Below are 23,464 nucleotides of genomic sequence, written 5' to 3'. Positions count from 1 at the left end.
TGGCAGGTTTTGTCTCCACTGCACGCTTCATGAAACTGTTTGGCCCCCTCTACGACCGCGTGCTCGCCTGGAGCCGCCACCCCAAAGCGCCCTGGTTTCTGGGTTTTCTGAGCTTTGCGGAGTCTTCCTTTTTTCCCATTCCGCCCGATGTGATGCTGGCCCCGATGGCGTTGGCGCGACCGAAATCGTGGTTCCGGCTGGCGCTGCTCACCACCTTGACGTCGGTGCTCGGCGGGCTCTTGGGCTACCTGATCGGCTGGGCGGCCATGGACGCTGTCATGCCCTGGGTCGAACGCATGGGCTACGCGCCCAAACTGGCGCACGCACAGCTGTGGTTTGAGCAGTGGGGCTTCTGGGCGGTGCTGCTGGCGGGGTTTTCGCCCATTCCCTACAAAGCCTTCACCATCACCGCCGGTGGCCTGGGCATGGCGCTGCTGCCGTTCACGCTGGCCTCGTTCATTGGGCGTGGCGGGCGCTTCTTTCTGGTGGCGTTCCTGATGGCCCGCTTTGGCCCGGCGGCTGAAGCCAAGCTCAAACCCGCCATCGAATGGCTGGGCTGGGGTACGGTGGCTCTCGCAGCAATCGCTTACCTGGTGCTGCGCTGAAGCCTGCCCAGCGCGGGCCCGCGCTGCGGGGCTGGCCTTATTGCTAAGTAGGCGTATCATTTTCTCTTCGACACCTGTGCGTGAGGAGACATGAACACACCGAACGAAACCGCTCGCTGGAGCGAGCCAGGCACCAGCCGCGTGCCCTTCTGGGCCTACACCGACCCATCCCTGTACCAGCGTGAGCTGGAACGCCTGTTTTACGGCCCGCACTGGTGCTACGTGGGCCTGGCGGTGGAGATCCCCAACACCGGCGACTACAAGCTGAGCTGGGTGGGCGAGCGCCAGGTGATCATGGTGCGCGACCGCGTGGCCCCCAAAGACCGCGAAACCGATCCTGGCATTCGGGTGGTGGAAAACCGCTGCGCCCACCGCGGCGTGCGCTTTTGCCAGCCGCCCATGGACGGGCAGGTGGGCAACGCGCGCAGCTTTGTGTGCCCCTACCACCAGTGGACCTACAAGCTCAACGGCGACCTCGCCGGCCTGCCCTTCAAAGACGGCGTGAAAGCGCAGGGACCCGCAGGCGAATGCGTGCACGGCGGCATGCCCGAAGGCTTTGACATCAGGCAAAACGGCCTGACCAAACTGCGTGTGGCCGTGCTGCACGGGCTGGTGTTTGCCACCTTCAGCGAGGAAGCCGAGCCGCTTGAGGACTACCTGGGCCCGGCCGTCATGCCCTGGCTGGACCGCCTGTTCAAAGGCCGCCAGCTGCAGCTGCTGGGCTACAACCGCCAGCGTATTCCGGGCAACTGGAAGCTGATGATGGAGAACATCAAAGACCCCTACCACCCGGGGCTGCTGCACACCTGGTTTGTCACCTTCGGCCTGTGGCGCGCCGACCAGAAAAGCCGCATGGTGATGGACGCGCAAGGCCGCCACGCGGTGATGATCTCGCGCCGCAACGACGGCGGCCAGAGCGCCGTGACCGAGGGCGTGACCAGCTTCAAGGCCGACATGACGTTGCACGACGCGCGCCTGCTCGACGTGGTGCCCGAGCCCTGGTGGACCATCGACGACCCGCAGAACCCCGGCCAGACCATCACGCCCACGGTGACCATGATCACGCTGTTCCCCAGCGTGATCGTGCAGCAGCAGGTGAATTCGCTGAGCACCCGCCACATCGTGCCGCGCGGCGCCGGCGAGTTTGACTTTGTGTGGACGCACATCGGCTTTGCCGACGACACGCCCGAGATGACCCAGCGCCGGCTGCGCCAGGCCAACCTGTTTGGTCCGGCCGGCTTCGTGAGTGCGGACGACGGCGAGGTGATCGAGTTCAGCCAAGACGGCTTCAAACAATGGGGCGAAGACGGCGCCACGCTGGTGGAGCTGGGCGGCACCGCCAACGGCATTGGCGAGCCGCCCACCGAGCACATGGTGACCGAAACCCTGATCCGCGGCATGTACGCCTACTGGAAGAAAGCGATGGACCTGTGAACACGACCGAGCTTGTCGGCCAGGCCGACCTGCAGAGCCTGCTGCTGCACCACGCCATTGACCGCTTCAACGCCGACTACGCCGCCGCGCTGGACCAGCGCCGCTTCGACGCCTGGCCCGAGTGCTTCACGGAAGACGCCCGGTACTGGGTGCAAGCGCGTGAAAACTTCGACCGTGGTTTGCCCCTGGCCCTGCTGGCGCTGGAAAGCCAGGGCATGCTGCGCGACCGCATTTACGGCACCAGCCACACCATTTACCACGGCCCCTACTACACGCGCCATGTGGTGAGCCCGGCGCGCGTGACCGCAGCGGGCGCCGGCACAGCGGCAGACCCGGTGCGCGCCGAAGCGCACTACGCGGTGTTTCGCACCAAACCGGGCAGTGTGAGCGAGGTCTACAACGTGGGCCGCTACATCGACGCTTTTGTGCACACCAGCGCGGGGCTGAAGCTGCAAGAGCGCCGCTGTGTGTACGACAGCGAAATGGTGTTGAACTCGCTGATCTACCCGATCTGAGCGCGCCGCCGCTGGGAGTGTGACAGGGCTCGACGTCTGGCGAGGGCTTCGACAGGCTCAGCCCGAACGGCAGGTAACCTGGCCTGAACGGACCCACGCCCTGCACGCCGGGCGTGCCGATCGAAACGCCCGTTCGCGCTGAGCCTGTCGAAGGGCTCGCACAAGCCTGTCGGCCGCTGCGATCCCCATCCAAGGCACGGCGCTCACATCTGCCGGGTGCGGGCCAGCGGCGGGTTTTGCGAAAAGTAGCGCACGATGCCTTTCAACAGGGCATCGGACAGCTCGGTCTGGTAGGCCACGCTCTTCAGGCGCAGCTCTTCTTCCGGGTTGCTGATGAACGCCGTTTCCACCAGCACGCTGGGAATGTCGGGCGCTTTCAGCACCGCAAACCCGGCCTGTTCCACGCGCGGCTTGTGCAGTTTGCCCACGCGGCCCACCTCGCCCAGCATGGCGCTGCCGAGCTTCAGGCTGTCGTTGATTTGCGCGGTGGTGCTCATGTCGAGCATGGCGCGCTGCACGGTGGCGTCTTTGGCCTTCACGTTCAGCCCGCCCACCAGGTCGGCGGCGTTTTCCTTGTTGGCCATCCAGCGCGCCGAGGCGCTGCTGGCACCCCGTGTGCTCAGAGCGTAAACGCTGGCGCCTTGTGGGCGCGGGGTATAGAAAGCGTCGGCATGCAAGCTGATGAACAGGTCGGCCTGCACCCGCTGCGCCTTTTGCACCCGCACATGCAGTGGCACGAAGAAGTCGGCGTCGCGGGTGAGGTAGGCGCGCATGGGGTTGCCGTTCACCCGGGTGGCGTTGATGCGGTCGCGCAGGCGCAAGGCAATTTGCAGCACCACGTCTTTTTCATACGTACCGCCGGGCCCAATGGCGCCCGGATCTTCGCCGCCGTGGCCGGGGTCCAGCGCCACGATGATCAGGCGCTCGGTGGTGCGGCCGGTCTGCACCGCCTGTTTGGCCGGGCTGCCACCGGGGTTGGCGCTCACGGTGGCGCCCACACCGGCGCGGTCGGTGCCGGGGCGTGTGCGCGGGGTGCTGGCCGTCACGGTGGGCGCGGGTATGCGGCCGGGGGCCACACCGGGGCGCTCGCGCAGCGCAATCAGGGCGCCCAGCGGGTCCACCGTGGTGTCGGGCACCGGCGCAGGGCCGGGCGCCTGTGCGCTGGCCATGGCACCCGTTTCCAGGCCCAGCAAGCGCGCTGCGCGTTCGCTGGCCTCGTCCAGTTCTTTCACGCGCTGGCTGATCAATTGTTCCAGCGGGTCGGGTGCGTTCAGCGGGTACAGGTCAAACACCAGGCGGTGCTGGTAAGCCGCTACCGGCTCCAGGCTGAACACCTGTGGGCGAATGGGCTGCTTCAGTTCCAGCACCAGTCGCACAGTGTTGCCTGAGCCTTGTGCCACGCGGATACCCGCAATGTTGGGGTCGTTGGTTTTCAGTTGGCCCACCAGCTCGCTCAGGCCGGCCACCAGGTCAATGCCTTCCAGGTCCACCGCCAAGCGGCTTGGGTCGCTGGCCATGGTCTGGCGCACTTTGAGCGCACCGTCCGACTCGATGGTGACGCGTGTGTAGTCTTCGGCCGGCCACAGCCGCACCGCCACCACGCTGGCGCCGTGCGCAATGTGCTGCACGCCCAGCAGCAGCACCAGCGTGCCGGCGCGCAGCAGCGTGCGGCGTTCGATGTTGCTCATGCTGTTACAGCGGCCAGCAAACACTGGCCGGCTGGCGTGCGCGCCACAAGCCGCACCAGGCGGGCTTCGTCGGGTTCGGCGTCGGTCGGGTGGGTGTGGCTCATGTCGTCGGGTTGGATGTCGATGTCGAGGTCGACCAAGGGCAGAAAGGCGCCTGCGCGTTCGGGCCACTCCACCAGCTTGAGACCTGGCGTGGCGAAAAGTTCGCGAAAACCCGCATCTTCCCATTCTCGCGGGTCGTTGAAGCGGTAGAAGTCAAAGTGCCAGATCAGCAGCGGCTCGCCCGGCGGCATCAGCGGGCAGTCGATGGCGCTGTGCGGTTCCACCACCGCATAGGTCGGGCTTTTGATGCGCCCGCGCACGCCCAGCGCCCGCAGCAGGTGGCGGACAAAGGTGGTCTTGCCGGCGCCCAGATCACCATGCAGCGCCAGCGTGGCGTGCGCCAGGGCGGGGCAGGCGGCCAGCTGGCGGGCAAAGGCCTCGGTGTCTGCCTCGGTGGCCCAGCGCCCCTGCCAGGCCAGGCCAGGGGTTTCGGGCGTTTCTACAATGGGCGGAACATGAAGTCCGGTTTTGATGCTGCTCAACTCGTCTCACAGATACAGGCCTGGGGCCGGGAACTCGCATTTTCCCAAATTGGCGTGGCCGGTGTCGACCTTTCAGCAGCCGAACCCGGTTTGCAGGCCTGGCTGGACGCGGGTTTCCATGGCGACATGGCCTACATGGCCAGCCACGGCATGAAACGCGCCCGCCCGGCCGAGCTGGTGCCGGGCACCGTGAGCGTGATCACCGCCCGCATGGACTACCTGCCGCAAGCCACACCCGAAGGCTGGCAAACCACCGAACTGGCGCGCCTGCAACGCCCCGGCGAAGCGGTGGTGTCCCTCTACGCCCGGGGCCGCGACTACCACAAGGTCTTGCGCAGCCGCCTGCAAAAACTGGCCGAGCGCATTGCTTTGGAAGTGGGCCCGTTGGGCCACCGCGTGTTCACCGACTCGGCCCCCGTGCTCGAAGCTGAACTCGCGCAGCGCAGCGGGCAGGGCTGGCGCGGCAAGCACACGCTGGTGCTCAACCGCGAGGGCGGCTCGATGTTCTTTCTGGGCGAGATCTACCTGGACATCGCCCTGCCGCCCAGCGAGCCGGTCACCGACCATTGCGGCGCCTGCACCGCCTGCATCGCCGTGTGCCCCACCGAGGCCATCCTGGGCCCACAACGGCTGGACGCGCGGCGTTGCATTTCGTATCTCACGATCGAGCACGCAGGGCCCATCCCCGAGGAACTGCGCCCACTGATCGGCAACCGCATTTACGGCTGCGACGACTGCCAGCTGGTGTGCCCATGGAACAAGTTTGCGCAGCGCAGCCCCTTGCCCGACTTCGACCCCCGCGAGGGTCTGGCGGGCTCAACGCTCATTGAACTGCTTGCCTGGAGCGAAGAAGCGTTTCTGCGCCGCACCGAAGGCAGCCCCATTCGCCGCATCGGGCACGAGCGGTGGTTGCGTAACATTGCCGTGGCGATGGGGAATGCGCTGCGGGCGGCGGACGACCCGGCGGTGCGGTCTGCGCTGGCCCAGCACCTGCAGCACCCCAGCGCCACGGTGCGTGAACATGTGGTGTGGGCGCTGGCGCAGGCCGCTTCGGTCCGGGTTGAAGCATGACGCCCGTGCGGCTCGATAAGAACGCTAGCAGCCAAATCGACCGATTCAAACCAGGCTGATCTGATCGCTTGTTTGCACGATCGGCGAAACCCGTTGAGCGATCCGCGCAGCCTGTGCGGCGCTCAATCGTCGTAATGGCCTCGGCACGCAATCACGTCCAGGTCGGCATCGTCTGCCGCGTAGACCAGCCGGTGCGTTTCATCAATCCGCCTGGACCAGTACCCGCTCAGGTTGCCCAGCAAAGGCTCGGGTTTGCCGATGCCAACAAATGGGTCTCGCGCAGTCGCTTCAATCAAGGTGTTGATGCGCTTCAGCGTCTTTGTGTCCTGGCCTTGCCAGTGGGTGTAATCGTCCCAGGCCGCCGGGGTGAAACGAATGGAGCGCGCCATGGTCGGTGACGAGTCAGTCTTTGGCCAGCTCGCGCCGGCTGGCTTTGCCCGCCTTGTGCTGCGCAATCGATTTGGCCAAGTGCGCGGCATTGGCCGGGGTGGAGAGCAGGTGCATGGTTTCCATGATGCTCTCGTAATGGTCCAGCGACATCACCACGGCATCGGCCCCATCCCGACGGCTGATCACCGTCACATCAGCGTCTTCGTGCACACGATCCAGCACCGTTTTCAATGCGCTGCGTGCTTCGGAATAGGTCACGATTTTCATGATAAAGGCCCATCACACTTGTACAAAAAGTTGTGCAATTATAGGCGGTTCTGGGTGGAGTGGAGTGCCGGTATGTCCAGCCCATGGCTTTTACGCAGCTCCCGCTTCAGCAGCTTTCCGCTCGGGTTCTTCGGCAGCGTGTCGGTGAACACCACGCGTTTGGGGCACTTGAAGTGCGCCATGTGTGCGTTGCAGTGCGCCAGCACCTCGGCTTCGCTCAGCGCCTGGCCCGTTTTCACCACAATCACTGCCGTCACGGCCTCCACCCACTTCGGGTCGGGCAGGCCAATCACCGCCACCTCGCTCACGGCCGGCAGGCGGTAAATCATTTCTTCCACTTCCCGGCTGGCCACGTTTTCGCCGCCGGTTTTGATCATGTCCTTCTTGCGGTCGACCACGGTGATGAAGCCCTCGTTGTCGATCACGGCCAGGTCGCCGCTGTGGAACCAGTCGCCTTCAAAACTGGCGGCGGTGCGCTCGGGGTCGTTGAAGTAGCCCAGCATCAGATGCGGCGAGCGGTGCACGATTTCACCCACTTCGCCCACGGCCACGTCCTGCATGGCGTCGTTCACCACGCGCGTTTCCACGTTGAGCACGGCCTTGCCGCACGAGCCGGGTTTGCGCAGCTGGTCGTCCGGGCCGAGCATGGTGGCCAGCGGGGCAATTTCGGTCTGGCCGTACAGGTTCCACAGCCGCACGTTCGGCAGGCGCGTGGCCAGCTCTTTCAGCACCTCCACCGGCATGATGGACGCGCCGTAGTAGCCCTTGGTCAGGCTGCCCAGTTTGGTGGCGTCAAACAGCGGTGAGCGCAACAGCGCGATCCACACCGTGGGTGGCGCAAAAAAGCTGGTGATCTGGTGCTGTTCAATCAGCGCCAGCAAGTTGTCGGGCACCGGTTTGCTGGTGATCACGTTGCTGCTGCCGATGTAAATGGCCGGGCCGAAGAACACGTCGAGCTGTGCGCAGTGGTACAGCGGCAGGGCGTGCAGGGTGCGGTCGGTCTCGGCAATTTCGGCATTGATCACGCAGCTCACGTACTGCCACAGCACCGCGTCGTGCGTGAGCATGGCGCCTTTGGGGGTGGACTCGGTGCCGCTGGTGTAAACAATCTGGGCCAGGTCAAAGCTGCCCAGCGCCACGTCGGGCATAGGCTCATGGCACGCGGCCAGTGCGTCGAAGGCGTGCATGCCGGGCGCGGGTTCGCTGGGGTCTTCGCTGGGCAGCCAGATGAACTGCTGCACCTGCGTGTCCAGCGCCGAGGCTTCGCGTGCCAGCGCGGCCAGGCCGCTGTCGGTGGCGAGGGTTTTGGCACCCGCGTGGCGCAAGATGTAAGCCACCTCGTCGGCCTTGAGCATGAAATTGATGGGCACCATCACCGCGCCCCGGCGGGCCAGCGCAAAGCGCAAGGCGGCAAAGCCGTGCGAGTTGCGCGCCAGCACGGCCACCTTGTCGCCGGCCATCACACCGATGGTGTGCAGCCCGGCGGCGAGCCGGGTGACGAGCGCGTCAAACTCGGCATAGGTCCAGCGGGTGGTGCCGCAGACGATGGCGGTTTTGGCCGGCAGGCGAACGGCGGTGCGGTGCAGGGCGTCGGCAATGGTCTGGCGGCGCACCACGGGGTGAAGGCTGTGTGGCATGTGAAACGTCCTCTTTGGGCGGCGCAACCACCCGCGCGCTGGCGGTGGTTGGTTGAAGGGTTTGTGGGGGTGTTGTCAGGCCACGATTGAAAACGAAATGTCCCCAACTGCCATGCTGGTTTACACCAGCGTGCTGTCACCTGCGCGCAGACGGAGCCGGTACGTGCGCACGCATTGACGCGCCACAACAGGGCGTGTGGTGCGGGGGCTATCATGCCGCCATGGACCCTGTCTCAACCACCCAGAAAACGCTCAGCCAGTGGGGCCAACGGGTGCGCGCCACCTGGACCAACTGGTGGCAGGTGTTGCTGCTGGGCGCGCAAATCGTGGTGCTGGCGTTTATGCCGTCAAGCTACCAGCGCGGCGTGCAGCGTGCGGCGGTGTTGCGCAACCTGTACCAGGCCACCGCGCCGCTGCTGACCTGGTTTCTGGTGCTCTCGGCGCTCATCAGCGTGGTGCTGATCCGCATTGTGGTGGCTACCGCCTACAGCTACGGCCTGTCGCAATATGCGCTGGAGGTGCTGGTGCGCACCCTGGTGCTGGAGCTGATTCCGCTCTACGCCGCCATGTTTGTGGCGGTGCGCTACGCCATGCCGGGTGCGCAGCGCATACGCAAGCTGCTGGCCGAGCAGCAGCGCAACGGCGTTGAAACCAGCGACCAGACCCTGCTGCGCACCGAGCTGCTGCCGCGCGCGCTGGCCACCGTGTTTTCGGTGCTGTTGCTGGCGGCGGTGAGCTGCGTGGTGGCGCTCGTGCTTGCCTACCTCACGGTCTATGGTTTTTCGCCCTGGGGTTTTCCTTCGTACACGCGCAGCGTGGGCAGCGTGTTCACGCCCGCCGTCACGCTCATCTTCAGCCTCAAGACCCTGTTTTTCAGCTTGGCCGTGGCGGTGGTGCCGCTGGCCGCCAGCGCCCAGCGCGACGCACAAGGCCGCTACAGCCGGCGCAGTGACATTTCGGAATTTGCCCGCCTGTTTTCGGTGGTGCTGCTGATTGAAGTGCTGTCGCTGGTTGGCAACTATTACTGACCCCATGAACGCCACAAACCCACCCGTGCCCGAGCCCGACCCGCCGCTGCGTTTGACGCCCGAGCCACCAGAGCCGCCACCGCCGGTGAAAAACCTGGAGGTCAAGGCGGCGCTGCTGCTGTTGCTCATGCTCGTGCTGGTGGTGGGTTCGGCGCTGTATGTGTTGTATGCCAGGGGCGCTTTCGAGCGCACGCAGCGGCTGGTGCTGGTGTCCGACGACATTGAAGGCGTGGTGGTGGGCATGGACATGACCTTTGCCGGCTTTGCCATTGGCCGCGTGGCCCGGGTGGAGCTGGGCGACGACGGCAACGCCCGCATCTTGGTGGACGTACCCAGCAAAGACGCGCGCTGGCTGCGCACGTCCAGCATCTTCACCATGGAACGCAGCCTGGTGGGCAGCACCCGCATACGCGCCTACAGCGGCGTGCTGGAAGACCCGCCGCTGGAAGACGGCGCAGAGCGCACCGTGCTGCGCGGCGACGCCGCGGCTGAAATTCCCAAGCTCACGGCGTCCATCAGAGACCTGCTGGACAACCTGAATGCGCTCACCAAGTCCGACGCCGCCCTGGCCCAGAGCCTGACCAACCTGCAGCAGACCACAGAAAAACTTAATGGACCGCAAGGTGCCATGGGTGTGCTGCTGGGCAACGAAGCTGACGCGAAAAAGATCAGCGAGGCGCTGACCCGCAGCAACGCCCTGCTGGCCCGCGCCGACACCCTGGTAGCGCGGCTGGACGGGCTGGTGAAAAACGCCAACCGCCAGGTGTTTGGTGAAGGCGCCGCCCCCGGCCAGGGCGGCTTGGTGACCGACGCGCGCGCCACGGTGCAGCAGCTCAACGGCCTGCTGGGCGAAGCCCGCGGCAGCTTGCAGCGGGTAGACGCGGTGTTGGTGGAAGCCCAGGCCATTGCCAGCAACACCCGCGAAGCCACGGTGGACCTGGGCGCGCTACGTGCCGAGGTGGAAGCCAGCCTGCGCAAAGTGGACAGCCTGGTCAACGAAGTCAACCGCAAGTGGCCGTTTGCCCGCGACACCGAGATCCGTTTGCCATGAACACACGTTTGTTGACTCTGTGCCTGGCGCTGGGTTTGGCCGCCTGCAGCAACACACCGCCGCCGCCCGACTGGCAGATGAACGCCAAGAGCAGCCTGGAGCGCGCCGCAGACGCCTGGCTCAGCGGCAACAGCGCCATTGAAGCGGTGGAATTTGCCCGCGCCCGCAGCGAAGTGGCGCGCACCGGCCAGCCCGAGCGGGTGGCCCGTGTGGAGCTGCTGCGCTGCGCCACGCGGGCGGCCTCGCTGGTGTTTGAACCCTGCACCGGTTTTGAGGCGTTGGCCACCGACGCCGCGCCCGCCGAGCAGGCCTACGCTCGCTACCTGGCCGGCCAAGCGCAGGCGGCTGACGCGCCGCTGTTGCCCGAGGCGCACCGTCCATTGGCCGTGCCTACCGCGTCAGAGAGCGCTCTGGCCGGTATCAAAGACCCGCTCTCGCGCCTGGTGGCCGCTGGCGTGCTGCTGCAGCGCGGCGCAGCCAGCCCGGCCGTGGCTGCGGTGGCGGTGGATACCGCTTCAGCCCAGGGCTGGCGCCGGCCGCTGCTGGCCTGGCTGCGGGTGCAGCAGGCGCGCGCACAGGCGGGCGGTGCGGTGGAAGAAGCCGCTCGGCTTCAGCGGCGTATCAATCTGTTGGTCGGTGTTCTCGCACCCATTAATCGCCGGTAATTTGAAGCGAACTCAACCCTAGCAGATACAACCACATGTCCAACTGGATCAAGCACTCGGTAGATTTAAGATTCAATTCGGCAGGATTCACAGGTTCGGACCTAGATGAACTCTTGCCAGACTTCGTCACTGAGCGGGATACCAATGTCGGATTGACTTGGTATCCAAGCGCTAGTGGACCTGAAAGCTTTACGTTGGCTGTGATCGCTGCGGTGGCTGTATCCGCTTTTGTAGGTGAGTTCGGCAAAAAGCTTAGTGAGGACCTCTACGCTTGGTCGAAGTCAAGGTTGTCGAAGGTGCTTTCGCGAAAGCGGTACCCAGATTGCGCAATAGTCATCAAGCTCGACGACATAGAGTTATTGTTTCATGATGAACAATTGTTCGACGATCCCGATGCTGCAAATCTTATCGCTGATTTTTTCAACGCAGTTCCAAAGCTTCTTCTGTCGATCAATTCAACCAAGGGTAGGTTCTGGATTGCCTCGCATGATCGTTCCAGCGGTTCTTGGACGGTGTCTGTCGATGAGGACCGCCAGTAGTAGTAGTGGTGACATGAGTTACGAGTTTCCCAGCACCCCCAGCGCAAACGGCAGACTGGCCATACCCAGCAGGGTGGACAACGTGACCAGCCCCGCCACATAAGGGCCGTTGTAGCCCATACGCGCCGCCAGCACGTAGCAGCTGGACGCGGTGGGCACGGCCGAAAACATGAGCAGCACCGTGGTCTGGGTGGCGTCCAACTTAAACAGCAGGGCCAGGCCAAACGCCATGAGGGGCATGCCCAGGTGCTTCACCGACAGCACCATCACACCCAGCGTTTTGGCCGATGCGAGGGTGCCAAACTGCATGCCGGCGCCGGCGGCCATGAGGCCCAGCGCCAGCGACGCCTGGCCAATGCGGTTCACTGTGGGTTCCAGCCACACCGGCATGGAAAACCCGAGCAGGTTGGCCACGAGGCCGCTGGCGGTGCCAATGATCAGCGGGTTGCGCACCAGCTCGCGCACAAAGCCCTTGCCGGCGTGGCGCGCCATAGGCCACACGGCGCCCACGTTGAACAGCGGCACGCACACGCCAATCAGCACCGCAATCATCAGCAGCCCTTGCGGCCCCGCCACCTTGTCGGCCAGCGCCAGCGCAATGAACGAGTTGAACCGGAACCCCACCTGGGCGCTGGCCGCGTGCAACCGCACGTCCAGCTTGTTGCCCAGCCACGGCCAATAGGGCAACGAGTAGCTGAGCGCAATGGCCGCCACGCCCAGCGACAGGCCAGCCCCCATGAGGCTGGAGGCGGCAGACAAGTCCAGCGGGCTTTTCACGATGGAGTGGAACAGCAGCACCGGAAACAGGAAGTAATAGACCAGGCTTTCCACCTGCGACCACACGCCGCGGTTGAGGGCGGTGAAGCGGCACAGCAGGTAGCCGATGAGGATCAGCGAGAAATCGGGGAAGAGGAGTTGGGCGAAGTTCACGCGGGGAGCATATCAAGCGCCAGTCGGTCAACGGATGGCGGGATCGCGGCAGGCGATCAGCCGCGTGACGCCGCCGTCAGACGGCAGCCAGGCCGACATGGGCTGGCACTGGCCGCTCAAACACAGCTCGTAGTCGGGTGTGAACTCTGAGCGGGTCAGGCGCAGTTCGGAGGGGTTGCGCAGGTGTGGGGTGTAGGTGTACCAGCCGTTTACCAGGCGGGCGTCGCCGGGCGGCTCCATGCCAGCGGCCGAGCCGCGCACCCGGGCAGCCAGTGCGTGCAGCGTGGGCGGTTGTGGTGTGACGGCGTAGTCCTCTTCCCAGCGCACCTTTTCAATCGAGTGGGTCCAGGCCAGCGTGAAGCGCTCGGTGGGCACAAACACCGGCGCGGCCGCCGTGGCCGCCAGCGCCAGACAAATTCCCACCAGTGCCACCGCGTGCCCTCAGCGTGCCGCAGCCAGTGCGCGCTCCTGGCGCGTGCGCCAGAAGTGCCAGGCCAGGAAAACGGCCACGGCGCCCAAGCCAATTTCGTCGGTCAGCGGCAACGCCACCACGAGGAAGCTGGCCGACCCAAAGGCGACGATGCGTTCCACCACGTTCAGGCGGCCAAACAAGAAGCCAATGGCCGCCGCGCCCCACATGGCAATGGCCACCAGCGCCTTGAAGACGATCCAGGTGGTGTCCATCCAGTCGCCGCTTTGAAGCATGAGCGCCGGGCTGTATACCGCCATGAAGGGCACGATGAAGCCGGCAATGGCCACGCGGATAGCCTGCATGCTGATCTTCAACCCCGATTCGCGGGCAATGGGCGCCGCCGCAAAACAGGCCAGCGCCACCGGCGGCGTCAGGTCGGCCATGATGCCGAAATAGAACACGAACATGTGCGAGACGATCAGCGGCACGCCCAGTTCCAGCAGCACCGGCGCGGCGAGCGAGCTGGTGATGATGTAGTTGGGAATGGTGGGAATGCCCATGCCCAGCACCAGGCAGGTGATCATGGTCAGCACCAGCGCCAGAAACAGGCTCTCGCGGCCGATGGCGATGATGTGCCCGCCCAGTTCGGCGGCCACGCCGGTGAGGTTGATCACGCCAATGATCACGCCCACCAGCGCGCAGGCAATGGCCACGGGCAGCGCATGGCGGGCGCCGTCCACCAGCGCCTTCACCGCCAGCGCGCGGGCGTCGCCACCGGTGCGCAAGATGAAGGTGAGCGCCACCAGCAGCGCGCTCACCACAAAGAAGGTGCCCACGCCGAACTGGAAGAAACCCGCGCAGGCAAAGCCCAGCAGCACCCAGGCCAGGCCGCGCAGCACCATGGGTTTCACGCCACTGATGACCGCCGCGCCAAAAATCAAAATGACGGTCAACCCTAGGCCCACGGTGCCCGAAAACAGCGGCGTGTAGCCTGAGAACAGCAGCGCCACCAGGCCCGCCAGCGGCAGCAGCAGGTACCAGCGCTCGCGCACCGCCGTCCAGGGGTTGGGGCATTCTTCTTTGGGCAGGCCCATGAGGCCTTTGCGTCCGGCTTCCAGGTGCACCATCCAGAATGCGGTGACGAAATACAGAATGGCCGGAATCAGCGCCGCCTTGACGATCTCGATGTAGGGCACGTTGATGGTCTCGGCCATGATGAAGGCCACAGCCCCCATCACCGGCGGCATGATCTGCCCGCCCATGCTGGCCGTGGCTTCCACGCCGCCAGCAAACGCCGGGCTGTAGCCAAAACGTTTCATCAGCGGAATGGTGAACTGCCCGGTGGTGACCACGTTGGCCACGCCCGAGCCGTTGATGGTGCCCATGAGGCCCGACGAAATGACCGACACCTTGGCCGGGCCGCCGCGCGTGTGGCCCACGGTGCCCATGGCGAAGTCGTTGAAAAGGCGGATCATGCCGGCCTGCTCCAGAAACGCACCAAACAAAATGAACAGAAAAATGTAGGTGGACGACACATAGGTGGGCGTGCCGTACAGGCCCTCGGTGCCAAAGCCCAGCGTGCTTACGATCTGGTCGAGCCCGTAGCCGCGGTGCGCCATGTTGCCCGGCAGGTGTTCGCCAAACAGGGCGTAAAGCAGGAACGTCAAACACACCAGCGGCAGGCCCCAGCCCATCACGCGGCGGGCGGCTTCAAACACCAGCGCAATCAGCGCCACGCCCACCACCCAGTCGGCGGGCGTTAATGTGCCCGCGCGCTGGGTCAGGTCGGCTTCAAAAAACCACTGGTACAAGCCGGTGGCAAAGCCGGCGATGCCCAGCACCCAGCCCAAGGCGCGCCACAGGCCCGAGCGCCCGCCCATGGGCGGAAACAGCGCAAAAATCATCAGCAGCACAAAGCCGACGTGGATGGCGCGGATCACCTGGCTGGAGAGCGGGTGAAACGAGGCCATCCAGAGCTGGTAGGCCGAAAACGCGATGGCGACCCAGAAGATCGCGCCGGTCAGAGCACTGCCGTGGCCGCCTTGATCGCCGGGGTTGTCGTGGGGTGGGGTGCTGTTGTGGTCGTTCATGGGGTGCTGGGATCGACAGAAATGGAAACGGCCCCGGGTAGGGGCCGCGTCGCAAAAGGTGGGTGCCGATGCGGCACCGCCTTTCAGGGCCTGCTTACTTGATCAGGCCCACCTCTTTGTAGTAACGCTCGGCACCGGGGTGCAGTGGCACGGGCATGCCCTTGATGGCGTTGTCGCGCTTGATGCTCTTGGCTGCATTGTGTGCGGCGTACAAGGTGTCGATGTTCTCGTACATGGCCTTGGCCATGCGGTAAGCCAAATCATCCGACACGCCGCTGTGCGTGATCAGGAAGTTGGGAATGGCGGCGGTGGCCACGGCTTCGGTCTGGCCGCCGTAGGTGTTGGCGGGAATCATGGCGGGCTGGTAGGCAGCGTCGCCCACTTTGGCCACCACATCAGCGGGCACCGGAATCACCACAATCTTCACAGCCGTGGCCAGGTCGCGGATGGACGCCACGCCCAAGCCGGCGGACTGCAGCGTCGCGTCAAGCTGGCGGTTCTTCATCAGTTCCACCGACTCGCCAAACGGCAGGTATTCCACCTTGGCCATGTCGCTGTAGGCCAGGCCGGCGGCCTTGAAGATGGCGCGTGCGTTCAGCTCGGTACCCGACTTGGCGGCACCCACCGAAATGCGTTTGCCTTTCAGGTCGGCCAGGGTCTTGATGCCCGAGTCCGCGTTGGCCACGATCTGGATGTAGTTGTTGTAGGTGCCCGAGAGGCCACGCAGCTTGTCCAGCTTTTTGGGGAAGCCCGCTTCGGCCTCGCCCTTCCAGGCGTCAGACACGGAGTCGGCCAGGGACAGCGCCAGCTCACCACGACCGGCTTGCAGCAGGTTCAGGTTTTCGGCCGACGCCTTGGTCACCTGCGCGGTGGAGCGTGCATTGGGAATGTCTTTGGCGAAGATTTGCGACAGCGCCACACCCATGGGGTAATACACGCCGCTCTGGCCGCCGGTGAGCACGTTGACGAACTGTTGCTGGGCATTGGCCGCACCGGTAACGAGGGCTGCGCCCAAGCTCAAACCCAGACCGATTTTGTGAATCAAACGCATGCTGTGAGTCTCCTGTCGTTGGATGAAATCAAAGGGGCAGAATACAGCAACTTGGCCGCATCTCGATGGGGGAAACGCGTACCGCCAAGGGCGGGTTTTCCCGGGTGTGGCTGTCTTTTTGGGCGGCTTTTTTCTCAACGTTCACACTGCTGAACCAACCGCACTGCGCAACCATGGCCGACACCCTTGCACCACCGCCAGCCGCTGTCCTGTCGCCCCAAGCGCTGGCCAGCCGCGCTGCGGCCGACGCCTTTGCCGACGCGCTGTGGCTCGAAGAGGGCCTTTCGCGCAACACGCTCGACGCCTACCGCCGCGACCTGGTGCTGCTGGGCCAGTGGCTGGCGGGGCACGGCAAAACCCTGGTGGACGTGCGCGAGCACGACCTGAACCAGTACTTTGCCGACAAGCACAGCCAGACCCGGGCCACCACCGCCAACCGGCGGCTCACCGTGTTCAAACGCTACTTTCGGTGGGCGCTGCGCGAACGCTTCATCACCGCCGACCCCACCCTGCGCCTGGTGGCCGCGCGCCAGCCGCTGCGCGTGCCCAAGACCATGAGCGAAGCGCAGGTGGAAGCGCTGCTGAATGCTCCCGACACCACCACACCGCTGGGCCTGCGCGACCGCGCCATGCTGGAGCTGATGTACGCCAGCGGCCTGCGCGTGAGCGAGTTGGTGAGCCTGAAAACCTGGCACGTGGGGCTGAACGAACACGTGCTGCGCATCACCGGCAAGGGCAACAAAGAACGCCTGGTGCCGTTTGGCCAGATTGCCGCGCAGTGGCTGCAGCGCTACCTGGGGCAGGGACGGGTGGATATTTTGGCCGGGCAACAAACCGAAGACCTGTTTGTGACCGCGCGCGGTTCCCGCGCCGGCGAGGCCATGACGCGCGCCATGTTTTGGCAACTCGTCAAAAAATACGCGTTGCTCGCGGGCATCACCAGCCCGCTGTCGCCGCACACGCTGCGCCACGCGTTTGCCACCCATTTGCTCAACCACGGCGCGGATTTGCGCGCGGTGCAAATGCTGCTGGGCCATGCCGACATTTCCACCACCACCATCTACACCCACGTGGCCCGCGAACGCCTCAAGACGATCGTGGCGCAGCACCATCCCAGGGGGTGAAGGTGACAATTCCCGCAGCGCTTCGCTCTCCCCTCAAAGGGGCGGCGCTCCGGCTTCATGAACAACGGACGCGGGTTTTGGGGTTGCCGTGTTTGAACGCGAGCGCCTATGCGCCAGCCAGCGCTGGTCACTGCGCCATGCGCAGCCGCCGCGCCGCGTCTTCGTCGCGCGCATCGTCAATTTCCCGCATGATGCTGGCCAGGTCCACGTCGTTGCGGGTGGGCGTGTAGCGGCCGGTGAGCACGGTGTCGTTGCTCAGCAAACCGCTCTGGTACAGGCTCCATATTTCGGGGCCGTATTGGGTGCGGCGCAGCTCGGGCGCAAACTGGCCGAAGAAGTCGCGCAGGTTGGCCACGTCGCGCATCAGCATGCGCGGGGCGTGGTTGTTGCCAGCGGCGTCCACCGCCTGCGGCAGGTCGATGATCACCGGGAAGTCGGTGCCGCCCGCGTCGTCGCCTTCACCCGGGCTTGAATGCGCCAGCAAGATGTTGAATTCCGACAAGTCGCCGTGTACCACACCCGCACACAGCATGCGCACCACCTCGGCTACCAGCGTGGCGTGGTGCTGGCGGGCCTGCTCGGGCGTGAAACGCACATCGTTCAGGCGCGGGGCGGCGTCGCCGCTCGCGTCGGTCACCAGCTCCATCAGCAACACCCCGTCAAAAAAGTTGTAGGGCGTGGGCACGCGCACCCCTGCGGCGGCCAGGCGGTAGAGCGCGTCCACCTCGGCGCTTTGCCAGGCTGCTTCTTGCGCTTCGCGGCCAAACTTGGTGCCCTTGGCCATGGCTCGGGCCTGGCGCGAGTTTTTCACCTTGCGGTTTTCGGTGTAGTCCACCGCCTGCCGAAAACTGCGGTTGTTGGCTTCTTTGTAAATCTTGGCGCAGCGGGTTTCGTCACCGCAGCGCACCACAAACACCATGGCTTCTTTGCCGCTCATGAGCTGGCGCACCACCGAGTCGATCAGGCCTTCTTCAACCAGCGCTTGCAGCCGGGGCGGGGCTTTCATGCGGGGCGGCGCCGGTTCAGTCGACCACCACCGACCAGCCCGCGCGCTGGTTGGTCTTGTCGTTGGTGTAGTGCCAGTGCGTGCCGCAGCGGTCGCAAAAATAACCGGTCACGGTGACCTGCACGGTGCCGCGCAGTTCTTTGCGGTGGTTGCCTTGCTGCAGCTCTGCGTGGCCGGGTGCGCCGCGCCAGTTGCGCTGAATGCCCTGGCAGGGCTCGCACAGCGGAGTCGGTTCGGATGGGGTGGCGGCCTGGGTTTCTGTTGTCATGGCGGGGGCTTGTGAGGGGCTGTGCGCGCAAGCGGGCGCGCTGTTTTTGAATAGAGAGATTGTGCGCCCTGTGCCGGGCTGGTTTGCGGGCCCATCAAGCCCTTGGACAATCTCGTTTTAAGCGCTGGCTGGTCATTGCCGGGAAAATAGGCAACCAGAACGGCAGGGCGCTGCACCTGCCGTGCCCTGCACCCACCTTAGGAACCCCATGCCCGAAACCCGGTTTGAAATTGCCCAGATGCAGACGCAAGACGACGCCGATGCCGTCATGTTTGAACTGCAAGACCTCCCCTGCGTCAACATGGCCGACGTGGACCTGCCCAAGCGCCAGGCCTGGGTGAGCCACACCAACATGATTGCCGCCGAAGACATTGCGGCCAAACTGGAAGAGGCCGGCTTCAGCGCCGTGTTGATTGAAGGCTAAGGCGCCGATCGGCTGAAAGGCTGAAAGCCGGGCGTCTTCAGTCTTCCAGCACCCGCACCTTCACGCTCTTGCCCTTGATGCGGCCGTCGTTCAGGCGGCTGGCCACTTGCTGGGCAATGGCGCGGTCCACCGCAACATAGGTAGACCACTCGTTCACATTGATCTTGCCCACCTGCTCGCGGGTGTAGCCCAGGTCGGCGGTGAGCGCGCCCAACACGTCGCCGGGGCGAATCTTTTCTTTGCGCCCGCCCTGAATGTGCAGCGTTGCCATGGGCGGCACCAGCGGGCCTTTGCCGGTGGGCGTCAGCTCGCTCAGCTCGTGCCATTCCGACTCGCGACCTTGCAGCAGCTCAATTTTGCCCACCGAGCCCATCTCGTTCATGCTCGCCAGGTTCAGCGCCAGGCCGCTTTCACCCGCGCGGCCGGTGCGGCCAATGCGGTGGATGTGCACCTCGGCGTCGGGCGTCACGTCCACGTTGATCACCGCCGCCAGGCTGGCAATGTCCAGCCCGCGCGCGGCCACGTCGGTGGCCACCAGCACCGAACAGCTTTTGTTGGCAAAGCGCACCAGCACCTGGTCGCGCTCGCGTTGCTCCAGTTCGCCAAACAGCGCCAGCGCGCTGAAACCTTGCGCCTGCAGCACGGCCACCAGGTCGCGGCACTGCGCCTTGGTGTTGCAAAACGCCAACGTGCTCGCCGGGCGAAAGTGCAGCAGCAGCTTGCTCACCGCGTCCAGCCGCTCGTTGTCGCTCACCTGGTACCAGCGCTGCTCGATCTGGCCGCCCGCGTGCTGCGCCTCTACCGTCACCGTGACCGGCTCGCGCATGAACTGCGCGCTCAGCTTGGCAATGCCTTCGGGGTAGGTGGCCGAAAACAGCAGGGTCTGCCGGGTTTTGGGGCACTGCCGCGCCACTTTCACAATGTCGTCAAAAAAGCCCATGTCCAGCATGCGGTCGGCCTCGTCCAGCACCAGCGTGTTCAGCGCCTCCAGCTGCAGGCTGCCGCGCTCCAGGTGGTCCATCAGCCGCCCGGGCGTGCCCACCACAATGTGCGCGCCGTGCTCCAGCGTGGCCGTTTGCCCGCGCAGCGGCACACCGCCACACAGCGTCACAACCTTGATGTTGTCTTCAGCCCGCGCCAGCCGGCGTATTTCGGTGGTCACCTGGTCGGCCAACTCGCGCGTGGGGCACAGCACCAGCGTTTGCACCGCAAAGCGGCGCGGATTCAGGTTGGAAAGCAGCGTGAGGGCAAAAGCGGCCGTTTTGCCGCTGCCGGTTTTGGCCTGCGCAATGATGTCTTTGCCCAGCAAAGCCGCTGGCAGGCTGGCCGCCTGGATGGGCGTCATGCTGAGGTAGCCCAGCTGCTGCAGGTTGGCCAGCATGGCCGGGCTGAGCGGCAACTGGCTGAAAGAGGGGGCGGCGGATGCCGGGGCGGTGGGGTTCGGGGTAGCGGAGGTCATGCCGGATTATCCGGGTTGCGCCGGGTGGGCTGGCGCTTGCCTGCAACACAGGCCAAGTCAGAAGGCGCCCAGCAGAGCATCCAGCGGGCTCGCCGTTCCGCCTGCCGCCACCTTCAGCACATGGGTGTGGACTATGGTGGTGCTCACGTTGCTGTGGCCCAGCAGCGCCTGCACCGTGCGGATGTCTGTGCCCGCCTGCAGCAAGTGGGTGGCAAACGAATGGCGCAGGGTGTGCACAGAAACAGGTGTCACAATGCCCGCCGTAGATACGGCTTTTTTCAAGGCGCGTTGCTGCCGCTCTTCAAACAAGTGGTGGCGGCGCTCCACGCCACTGCGCGGATCAACAGAAAACGTGGGCGAGGGAAACAACCAGAACCAAGCCCACGAATAGCCCACCTTCGGATATTTTTGTTCCAACGCATGTGGCGTTTCCACCCCCCCCTCGCTGTGCCTGCCGATCAGCCTCCCACTGTGCCCGCGCCGCCAACATTTGCAAACGCAAGGCCGGTGCCAGCGAGCGGGGCAGCATCACCACCCGGTCTTTGGCACCCTTGGCCTCGCGCACGATGATGACCTGACGCTCAAAATCCACGTCTTTGATGCGCAAGCGCATCCCGTCCATCAAGCGCATGCCCGTGCCTTGCAAAAGTCGAGCCAGCAGCGCATTCACACCATCCAACTGCGCCAATAGGCCAGCCACTTCGTCCTTGGTCAATACCGCTGGAATGCGCTTGGTCTGCTGCGGTCGCCCAATGTTATTGATCCAAGGCAAATCAATGCCCAACACCTAGAGGTACACAAACAGCACAGCACTGAGCGCCTAGTTGTGCGCAGAAGCAGACACCTTGCGATCGTTGGCCAGCATGGACAAAAAGGACTCCACATCGGCCACGCCCATGTCACGCGGGTGGCGCATACCGACAGGCTGCGTGGCACTCCAGCGAATAAAAAAAGCGAATCCAGTAGATGTAAGCTTTTTCGGTTTTGTGGCTATAGTGCATGTACCGAATTCGCTCGCGAACCTGATCAAGCAAGGGGGGGCTGCAAAGAAGGAGCGCCGGGTTTTATGGATAATCGATACCAGAATATGGGTCTGCAAGCCACGACGCAAGCGGCTTGCTGCCCTATCAACAACTTGATTTATCGTCTTTGCCCGGATGTATCAACCGGGTTTTTCGGTCTACATTACGTTGGGCGTCTTCATCAGGAGGTATCAGATGACATTGATTCTAAAGAACGTCCGGATAGATAACTGTGGCACTGGAATCAGTGCCCCAAAGGACGCACACATAAAGGCGGACGGATTGGAAATCACCAATACTGCACGCGCAATTGAGTTGCGCGATCCGCCTGGGCTTCTTCAAACTCTTGGTCTCCCCGCGCATACTCCACCACATTACCTGATCGAGGCCCTGAGGATTTTGGAAGGCGCGAGTGCGTTACCAGAACAATCTCGCATAGAACAACTTAGAGATTCGGCCTTGGTTAAGTGGCTTGGAGTAACAGCGGACCTGTCTGACCTTGGTGCTACTCTTCTATCAGCACAGTCCCAAGGTCTTATTTCGTCTGTCGTTGAGCGCATCTTTAGTTAAACACGAAATGTCACAGACGCCCAACTCGGCAGTCGAGCTGACCTGCGCGAAAAGCCGCGCAGGCCGTTCACTTCTACTACAAGGGCTTCCCCCCAGATTGCAAGCAGCCTCCATCCTGGGTCTATTGCGCAGCAATAGACCCAGGTATCGGTATTCCAGTTTTTCCAATCAGATCCAACATTCGCAGCAGACGGCGGGCGGTTGATGTCGTGATGCAAAGGGTGCGGACGGCGGTACTACAAACGGTCATTGGTGCTGCATCTGCTGGCAGCGGACCCTGATGAAAGACGCGCGCCGGGGGCTCCATTCGTTAGTCGGGCTTGGGGAGATTTCTCCCCCGTTATCCCCTTGAGCTAATCGAGCATTCCCCAGCGCAGGTCCAACCTTTGCACATCAACTTTAGGCCTTCACGCGGCGGACTGTGGGATCTCGGATGTCATGTCACTTCAAGTCGTGGCAGGCGTGGTTCAGGCAGGCATCTTGAACCCCTCCCCACGTTGCAACACCGCCCAGCACATGCGCGCGTTCTTGGCCGCCACGGCCACCACCGCGCGCCAGTAGCCGCGCCGCTCGGCCAGCGCGCGAGCCCAGCGGCTGACCGGGTCTTGTCTGGGGTTTGTCTTGTTCATCGCCAGCGCCAGCACCGCCCTGGCGCCCATCACCAGCAGGCTGCGCAGGTACGGGTCGCCAGCCTTGGTGATGCGGCCCAAGCGCTGTTTCCCACCTGAGCTGTACTGCCCGGGCACCAGCCCGAGCCAGGCGCAGAACTGGCGGCCGCAGGCAAAGTCGTGCCCATTGCCCACGGTGCTGACCAGCGCCGTGGACGTGGTCTCGCCAATGCCCGCCAATTGCATCAAGTGCTGCGCGGGCGTGCTTTGGCGGGCCATGGTCTGGATGTGCCGGTCGTACTGGCCAATACGTTCGTCGAGCCGGGCGACCTCGTTCAGCAGGTCCCCAATCACCGTGTTGGCCCAGCCGGGCAAATCCTCCAGGCGGGCCATGGCTTCGCGGCGCACCACGGCTGCCTTGAGCGGCAGCACGATGCCCAGCTCCGAGAGCAGACCCCGGATGCGGTTGAAGGTGGCGGTACGCTGCTCCACAAAACCCTGGCGGGCACGGTGCACCAGCAACTGGCCTTGTTGTTCAATCGATTTGATCGGTACGAAGCGCATGTTGGGCCGGGTGACGGCTTCGCAGATGGCGGCGGCATCGGCCGCGTCGTTTTTGCCGCGCTTGCCCGAGAGGCGGTAGGGGATGACGAACTTGGGCGCCATTAGGCGCACGGTGTGGCCGCACTTTGCAAACTCACGCGCCCAGTGGTGGGCGCCGGAGCAGGCTTCCATGCCGATGAGGCACGGCGGCAGCGAGGCGATGAATTCGAGCAGTTTGGCGCGCGGCACAGTGGGCCGCACCAGGGCGGGCTTGCCTGTGGCGTCCACACCATGAACGGCAAAGACATTCTTGGCGAGATCGATTCCGACGGTGACAATGGCAGACATGGACTTCCCCTTCCGCAAAAACGAGTGAGTTGATGAAAAGTTCGAGCTTCCCATCGTGGCACTCAGTTGCCGAAAACCGCAAGCCTCACGGTGCGCGGCTCGCTCGGGACGGGGAAGTCCCTTTCATTCGTTAGG

Annotated in this window: 27 protein-coding genes; 10 read left to right on the top strand and 17 right to left on the bottom strand. The window is 64.3% G+C overall.

Translation table 11 applies throughout. The features are described 5' to 3' along the window. The first annotated feature begins 29 nt into the window (after window positions 1–29). The 3 genes from AC0GNR_RS11920 (at window position 30) to AC0GNR_RS11910 (ending at window position 2,554) form a co-directional block, all read left to right on the top strand. Window positions 30–605 carry a YqaA family protein gene (locus tag AC0GNR_RS11920; protein WP_472901169.1) on the top strand — a complete coding sequence of 192 codons (576 nt, stop codon included), beginning with the start codon at window positions 30–32 and terminating at the stop codon, window positions 603–605. Window positions 606–695: 90 nt separating this feature from the next. After that, window positions 696–2,039: an SRPBCC family protein gene (locus AC0GNR_RS11915; RefSeq protein WP_472901168.1), complete on the top strand. Its 1,344-nt coding sequence runs from the start codon at window positions 696–698 to the stop codon at window positions 2,037–2,039. After that, the gene (locus AC0GNR_RS11910; RefSeq protein WP_472901167.1) at window positions 2,036–2,554 is read left to right on the top strand and encodes an aromatic-ring-hydroxylating dioxygenase subunit beta; all 519 of its coding nucleotides are present in this window, start codon (window positions 2,036–2,038) and stop codon (window positions 2,552–2,554) included. Before AC0GNR_RS11915 ends, AC0GNR_RS11910 begins: the two co-directional genes overlap by 4 nt. 203 nt (window positions 2,555–2,757) lie before the next feature. On the opposite strand, the gene AC0GNR_RS11905 is transcribed toward AC0GNR_RS11910, so the two are convergent. Then, window positions 2,758–4,242, bottom strand: a complete 1,485-nt coding sequence (locus tag AC0GNR_RS11905) for an N-acetylmuramoyl-L-alanine amidase (protein WP_472901166.1) — start codon at window positions 4,240–4,242, stop codon at window positions 2,758–2,760. Continuing rightward, window positions 4,239–4,817, bottom strand: a complete 579-nt coding sequence (tsaE, locus tag AC0GNR_RS11900; protein WP_472901223.1) for a tRNA (adenosine(37)-N6)-threonylcarbamoyltransferase complex ATPase subunit type 1 TsaE — start codon at window positions 4,815–4,817, stop codon at window positions 4,239–4,241. The genes AC0GNR_RS11905 and tsaE overlap by 4 nt, the downstream gene beginning before the upstream one ends. Between tsaE and queG the strand changes: the two genes are divergently transcribed. Beyond that, window positions 4,800–5,897, top strand: a complete 1,098-nt coding sequence (gene queG / locus AC0GNR_RS11895) for a tRNA epoxyqueuosine(34) reductase QueG (RefSeq protein ID WP_472901165.1) — start codon at window positions 4,800–4,802, stop codon at window positions 5,895–5,897. The genes tsaE and queG overlap by 18 nt on opposite strands. A 122-nt stretch (window positions 5,898–6,019) precedes the next feature. Here queG and AC0GNR_RS11890 read toward each other — a convergent pair whose 3' ends face one another. From AC0GNR_RS11890 to AC0GNR_RS11880, 3 genes are read right to left on the bottom strand one after another with little or no spacing between them, the layout of a single operon-like run. Continuing rightward, a complete protein-coding gene (locus tag AC0GNR_RS11890; protein ID WP_472901164.1) occupies window positions 6,020–6,286 on the bottom strand; it encodes a Txe/YoeB family addiction module toxin in 267 nt (88 codons plus the stop codon). A gap of 13 nt (window positions 6,287–6,299) precedes the next feature. Beyond that, the gene (locus AC0GNR_RS11885) at window positions 6,300–6,554 is read right to left on the bottom strand and encodes a type II toxin-antitoxin system Phd/YefM family antitoxin (protein WP_472901163.1); all 255 of its coding nucleotides are present in this window, start codon (window positions 6,552–6,554) and stop codon (window positions 6,300–6,302) included. 38 nt (window positions 6,555–6,592) lie between these two features. After that, window positions 6,593–8,191 (bottom strand): acyl-CoA synthetase, encoded by a 1,599-nt coding sequence (locus AC0GNR_RS11880; RefSeq protein ID WP_472901162.1) that lies wholly within the window; start codon window positions 8,189–8,191, stop codon window positions 6,593–6,595. Between the two features lie 221 nt (window positions 8,192–8,412). Here AC0GNR_RS11880 and AC0GNR_RS11875 point away from each other — a divergent pair, with 221 nt between their 5' ends. The 4 genes from AC0GNR_RS11875 to AC0GNR_RS11860 are packed head-to-tail and all read left to right on the top strand — an operon-like array spanning window position 8,413 to window position 11,474. Further along, window positions 8,413–9,219 carry an MlaE family ABC transporter permease gene (locus tag AC0GNR_RS11875; protein WP_472901161.1) on the top strand — a complete coding sequence of 269 codons (807 nt, stop codon included), beginning with the start codon at window positions 8,413–8,415 and terminating at the stop codon, window positions 9,217–9,219. 4 nt (window positions 9,220–9,223) lie between these two features. Next, complete coding sequence (locus AC0GNR_RS11870) at window positions 9,224–10,270, top strand: MlaD family protein (protein WP_472901160.1); 1,047 nt, start codon at window positions 9,224–9,226, stop codon at window positions 10,268–10,270. Next, complete coding sequence (locus AC0GNR_RS11865) at window positions 10,267–10,935, top strand: hypothetical protein (protein ID WP_472901159.1); 669 nt, start codon at window positions 10,267–10,269, stop codon at window positions 10,933–10,935. The genes AC0GNR_RS11870 and AC0GNR_RS11865 overlap by 4 nt, the downstream gene beginning before the upstream one ends. Window positions 10,936–10,970: 35 nt before the next feature. Further along, on the top strand, window positions 10,971–11,474 hold the full coding sequence (locus AC0GNR_RS11860; RefSeq protein WP_472901158.1) for a hypothetical protein: 504 nt from the start codon (window positions 10,971–10,973) through the stop codon (window positions 11,472–11,474). Between the two features lie 18 nt (window positions 11,475–11,492). Here the strand turns inward: AC0GNR_RS11860 and AC0GNR_RS11855 are convergent, their stop codons facing one another. The 4 genes from AC0GNR_RS11855 to AC0GNR_RS11840 form a co-directional block, all read right to left on the bottom strand. After that, the gene (locus AC0GNR_RS11855) at window positions 11,493–12,404 is read right to left on the bottom strand and encodes an AEC family transporter (RefSeq protein ID WP_472901157.1); all 912 of its coding nucleotides are present in this window, start codon (window positions 12,402–12,404) and stop codon (window positions 11,493–11,495) included. A gap of 27 nt (window positions 12,405–12,431) precedes the next feature. Further along, window positions 12,432–12,836: a DUF1850 domain-containing protein gene (locus AC0GNR_RS11850; RefSeq protein ID WP_472901156.1), complete on the bottom strand. Its 405-nt coding sequence runs from the start codon at window positions 12,834–12,836 to the stop codon at window positions 12,432–12,434. 9 nt (window positions 12,837–12,845) lie between these two features. Continuing rightward, on the bottom strand, window positions 12,846–14,906 hold the full coding sequence (locus tag AC0GNR_RS11845) for a TRAP transporter permease (protein ID WP_472901155.1): 2,061 nt from the start codon (window positions 14,904–14,906) through the stop codon (window positions 12,846–12,848). Between the two features lie 94 nt (window positions 14,907–15,000). Beyond that, window positions 15,001–15,957, bottom strand: a complete 957-nt coding sequence (locus AC0GNR_RS11840) for a TAXI family TRAP transporter solute-binding subunit (RefSeq protein ID WP_472901154.1) — start codon at window positions 15,955–15,957, stop codon at window positions 15,001–15,003. A 173-nt stretch (window positions 15,958–16,130) separates the two neighbouring features. Between AC0GNR_RS11840 and xerD the strand changes: the two genes are divergently transcribed. Beyond that, on the top strand, window positions 16,131–17,081 hold the full coding sequence (xerD, locus tag AC0GNR_RS11835) for a site-specific tyrosine recombinase XerD (protein WP_472901153.1): 951 nt from the start codon (window positions 16,131–16,133) through the stop codon (window positions 17,079–17,081). A 127-nt stretch (window positions 17,082–17,208) separates the two neighbouring features. Here the strand turns inward: xerD and AC0GNR_RS11830 are convergent, their stop codons facing one another. Then, window positions 17,209–18,087 (bottom strand): PA4780 family RIO1-like protein kinase, encoded by an 879-nt coding sequence (locus AC0GNR_RS11830; protein ID WP_472901152.1) that lies wholly within the window; start codon window positions 18,085–18,087, stop codon window positions 17,209–17,211. Between the two features lie 16 nt (window positions 18,088–18,103). Then, window positions 18,104–18,355, bottom strand: coding sequence for a hypothetical protein (locus AC0GNR_RS11825; protein ID WP_472901151.1), 252 nt, complete (start codon window positions 18,353–18,355; stop codon window positions 18,104–18,106). 208 nt (window positions 18,356–18,563) lie between these two features. On the opposite strand from AC0GNR_RS11825, the gene AC0GNR_RS11820 reads away from it, so the two are divergent. Beyond that, window positions 18,564–18,779: a heavy-metal-associated domain-containing protein gene (locus tag AC0GNR_RS11820; RefSeq protein WP_472901150.1), complete on the top strand. Its 216-nt coding sequence runs from the start codon at window positions 18,564–18,566 to the stop codon at window positions 18,777–18,779. 37 nt (window positions 18,780–18,816) lie between these two features. On the opposite strand, the gene dbpA is transcribed toward AC0GNR_RS11820, so the two are convergent. From dbpA to AC0GNR_RS11790, 6 genes are all read right to left on the bottom strand, one after another. Beyond that, on the bottom strand, window positions 18,817–20,238 hold the full coding sequence (gene dbpA, locus AC0GNR_RS11815) for an ATP-dependent RNA helicase DbpA (protein WP_472901149.1): 1,422 nt from the start codon (window positions 20,236–20,238) through the stop codon (window positions 18,817–18,819). Between the two features lie 57 nt (window positions 20,239–20,295). Continuing rightward, complete coding sequence (locus tag AC0GNR_RS11810; protein WP_472901148.1) at window positions 20,296–20,565, bottom strand: tyrosine-type recombinase/integrase; 270 nt, start codon at window positions 20,563–20,565, stop codon at window positions 20,296–20,298. A gap of 13 nt (window positions 20,566–20,578) precedes the next feature. Then, window positions 20,579–21,022 carry a tyrosine-type recombinase/integrase gene (locus AC0GNR_RS11805; RefSeq protein WP_472901147.1) on the bottom strand — a complete coding sequence of 148 codons (444 nt, stop codon included), beginning with the start codon at window positions 21,020–21,022 and terminating at the stop codon, window positions 20,579–20,581. A 36-nt stretch (window positions 21,023–21,058) separates the two neighbouring features. Beyond that, window positions 21,059–21,154 (bottom strand): phage integrase N-terminal SAM-like domain-containing protein, encoded by a 96-nt coding sequence (locus AC0GNR_RS11800; protein WP_472901146.1) that lies wholly within the window; start codon window positions 21,152–21,154, stop codon window positions 21,059–21,061. After that, window positions 21,138–21,239: a hypothetical protein gene (locus AC0GNR_RS11795; protein WP_472901145.1), complete on the bottom strand. Its 102-nt coding sequence runs from the start codon at window positions 21,237–21,239 to the stop codon at window positions 21,138–21,140. The genes AC0GNR_RS11800 and AC0GNR_RS11795 overlap by 17 nt, the downstream gene beginning before the upstream one ends. A 1,058-nt stretch (window positions 21,240–22,297) precedes the next feature. Beyond that, window positions 22,298–23,329, bottom strand: a complete 1,032-nt coding sequence (locus tag AC0GNR_RS11790) for an IS110 family RNA-guided transposase (RefSeq protein WP_472900876.1) — start codon at window positions 23,327–23,329, stop codon at window positions 22,298–22,300. Window positions 23,330–23,464: the final 135 nt, after the last annotated feature.

Source organism: Hydrogenophaga sp. LT287 (assembly GCF_055702805.1).
This window is presented reverse-complemented; position numbering and strand designations above follow the sequence as displayed.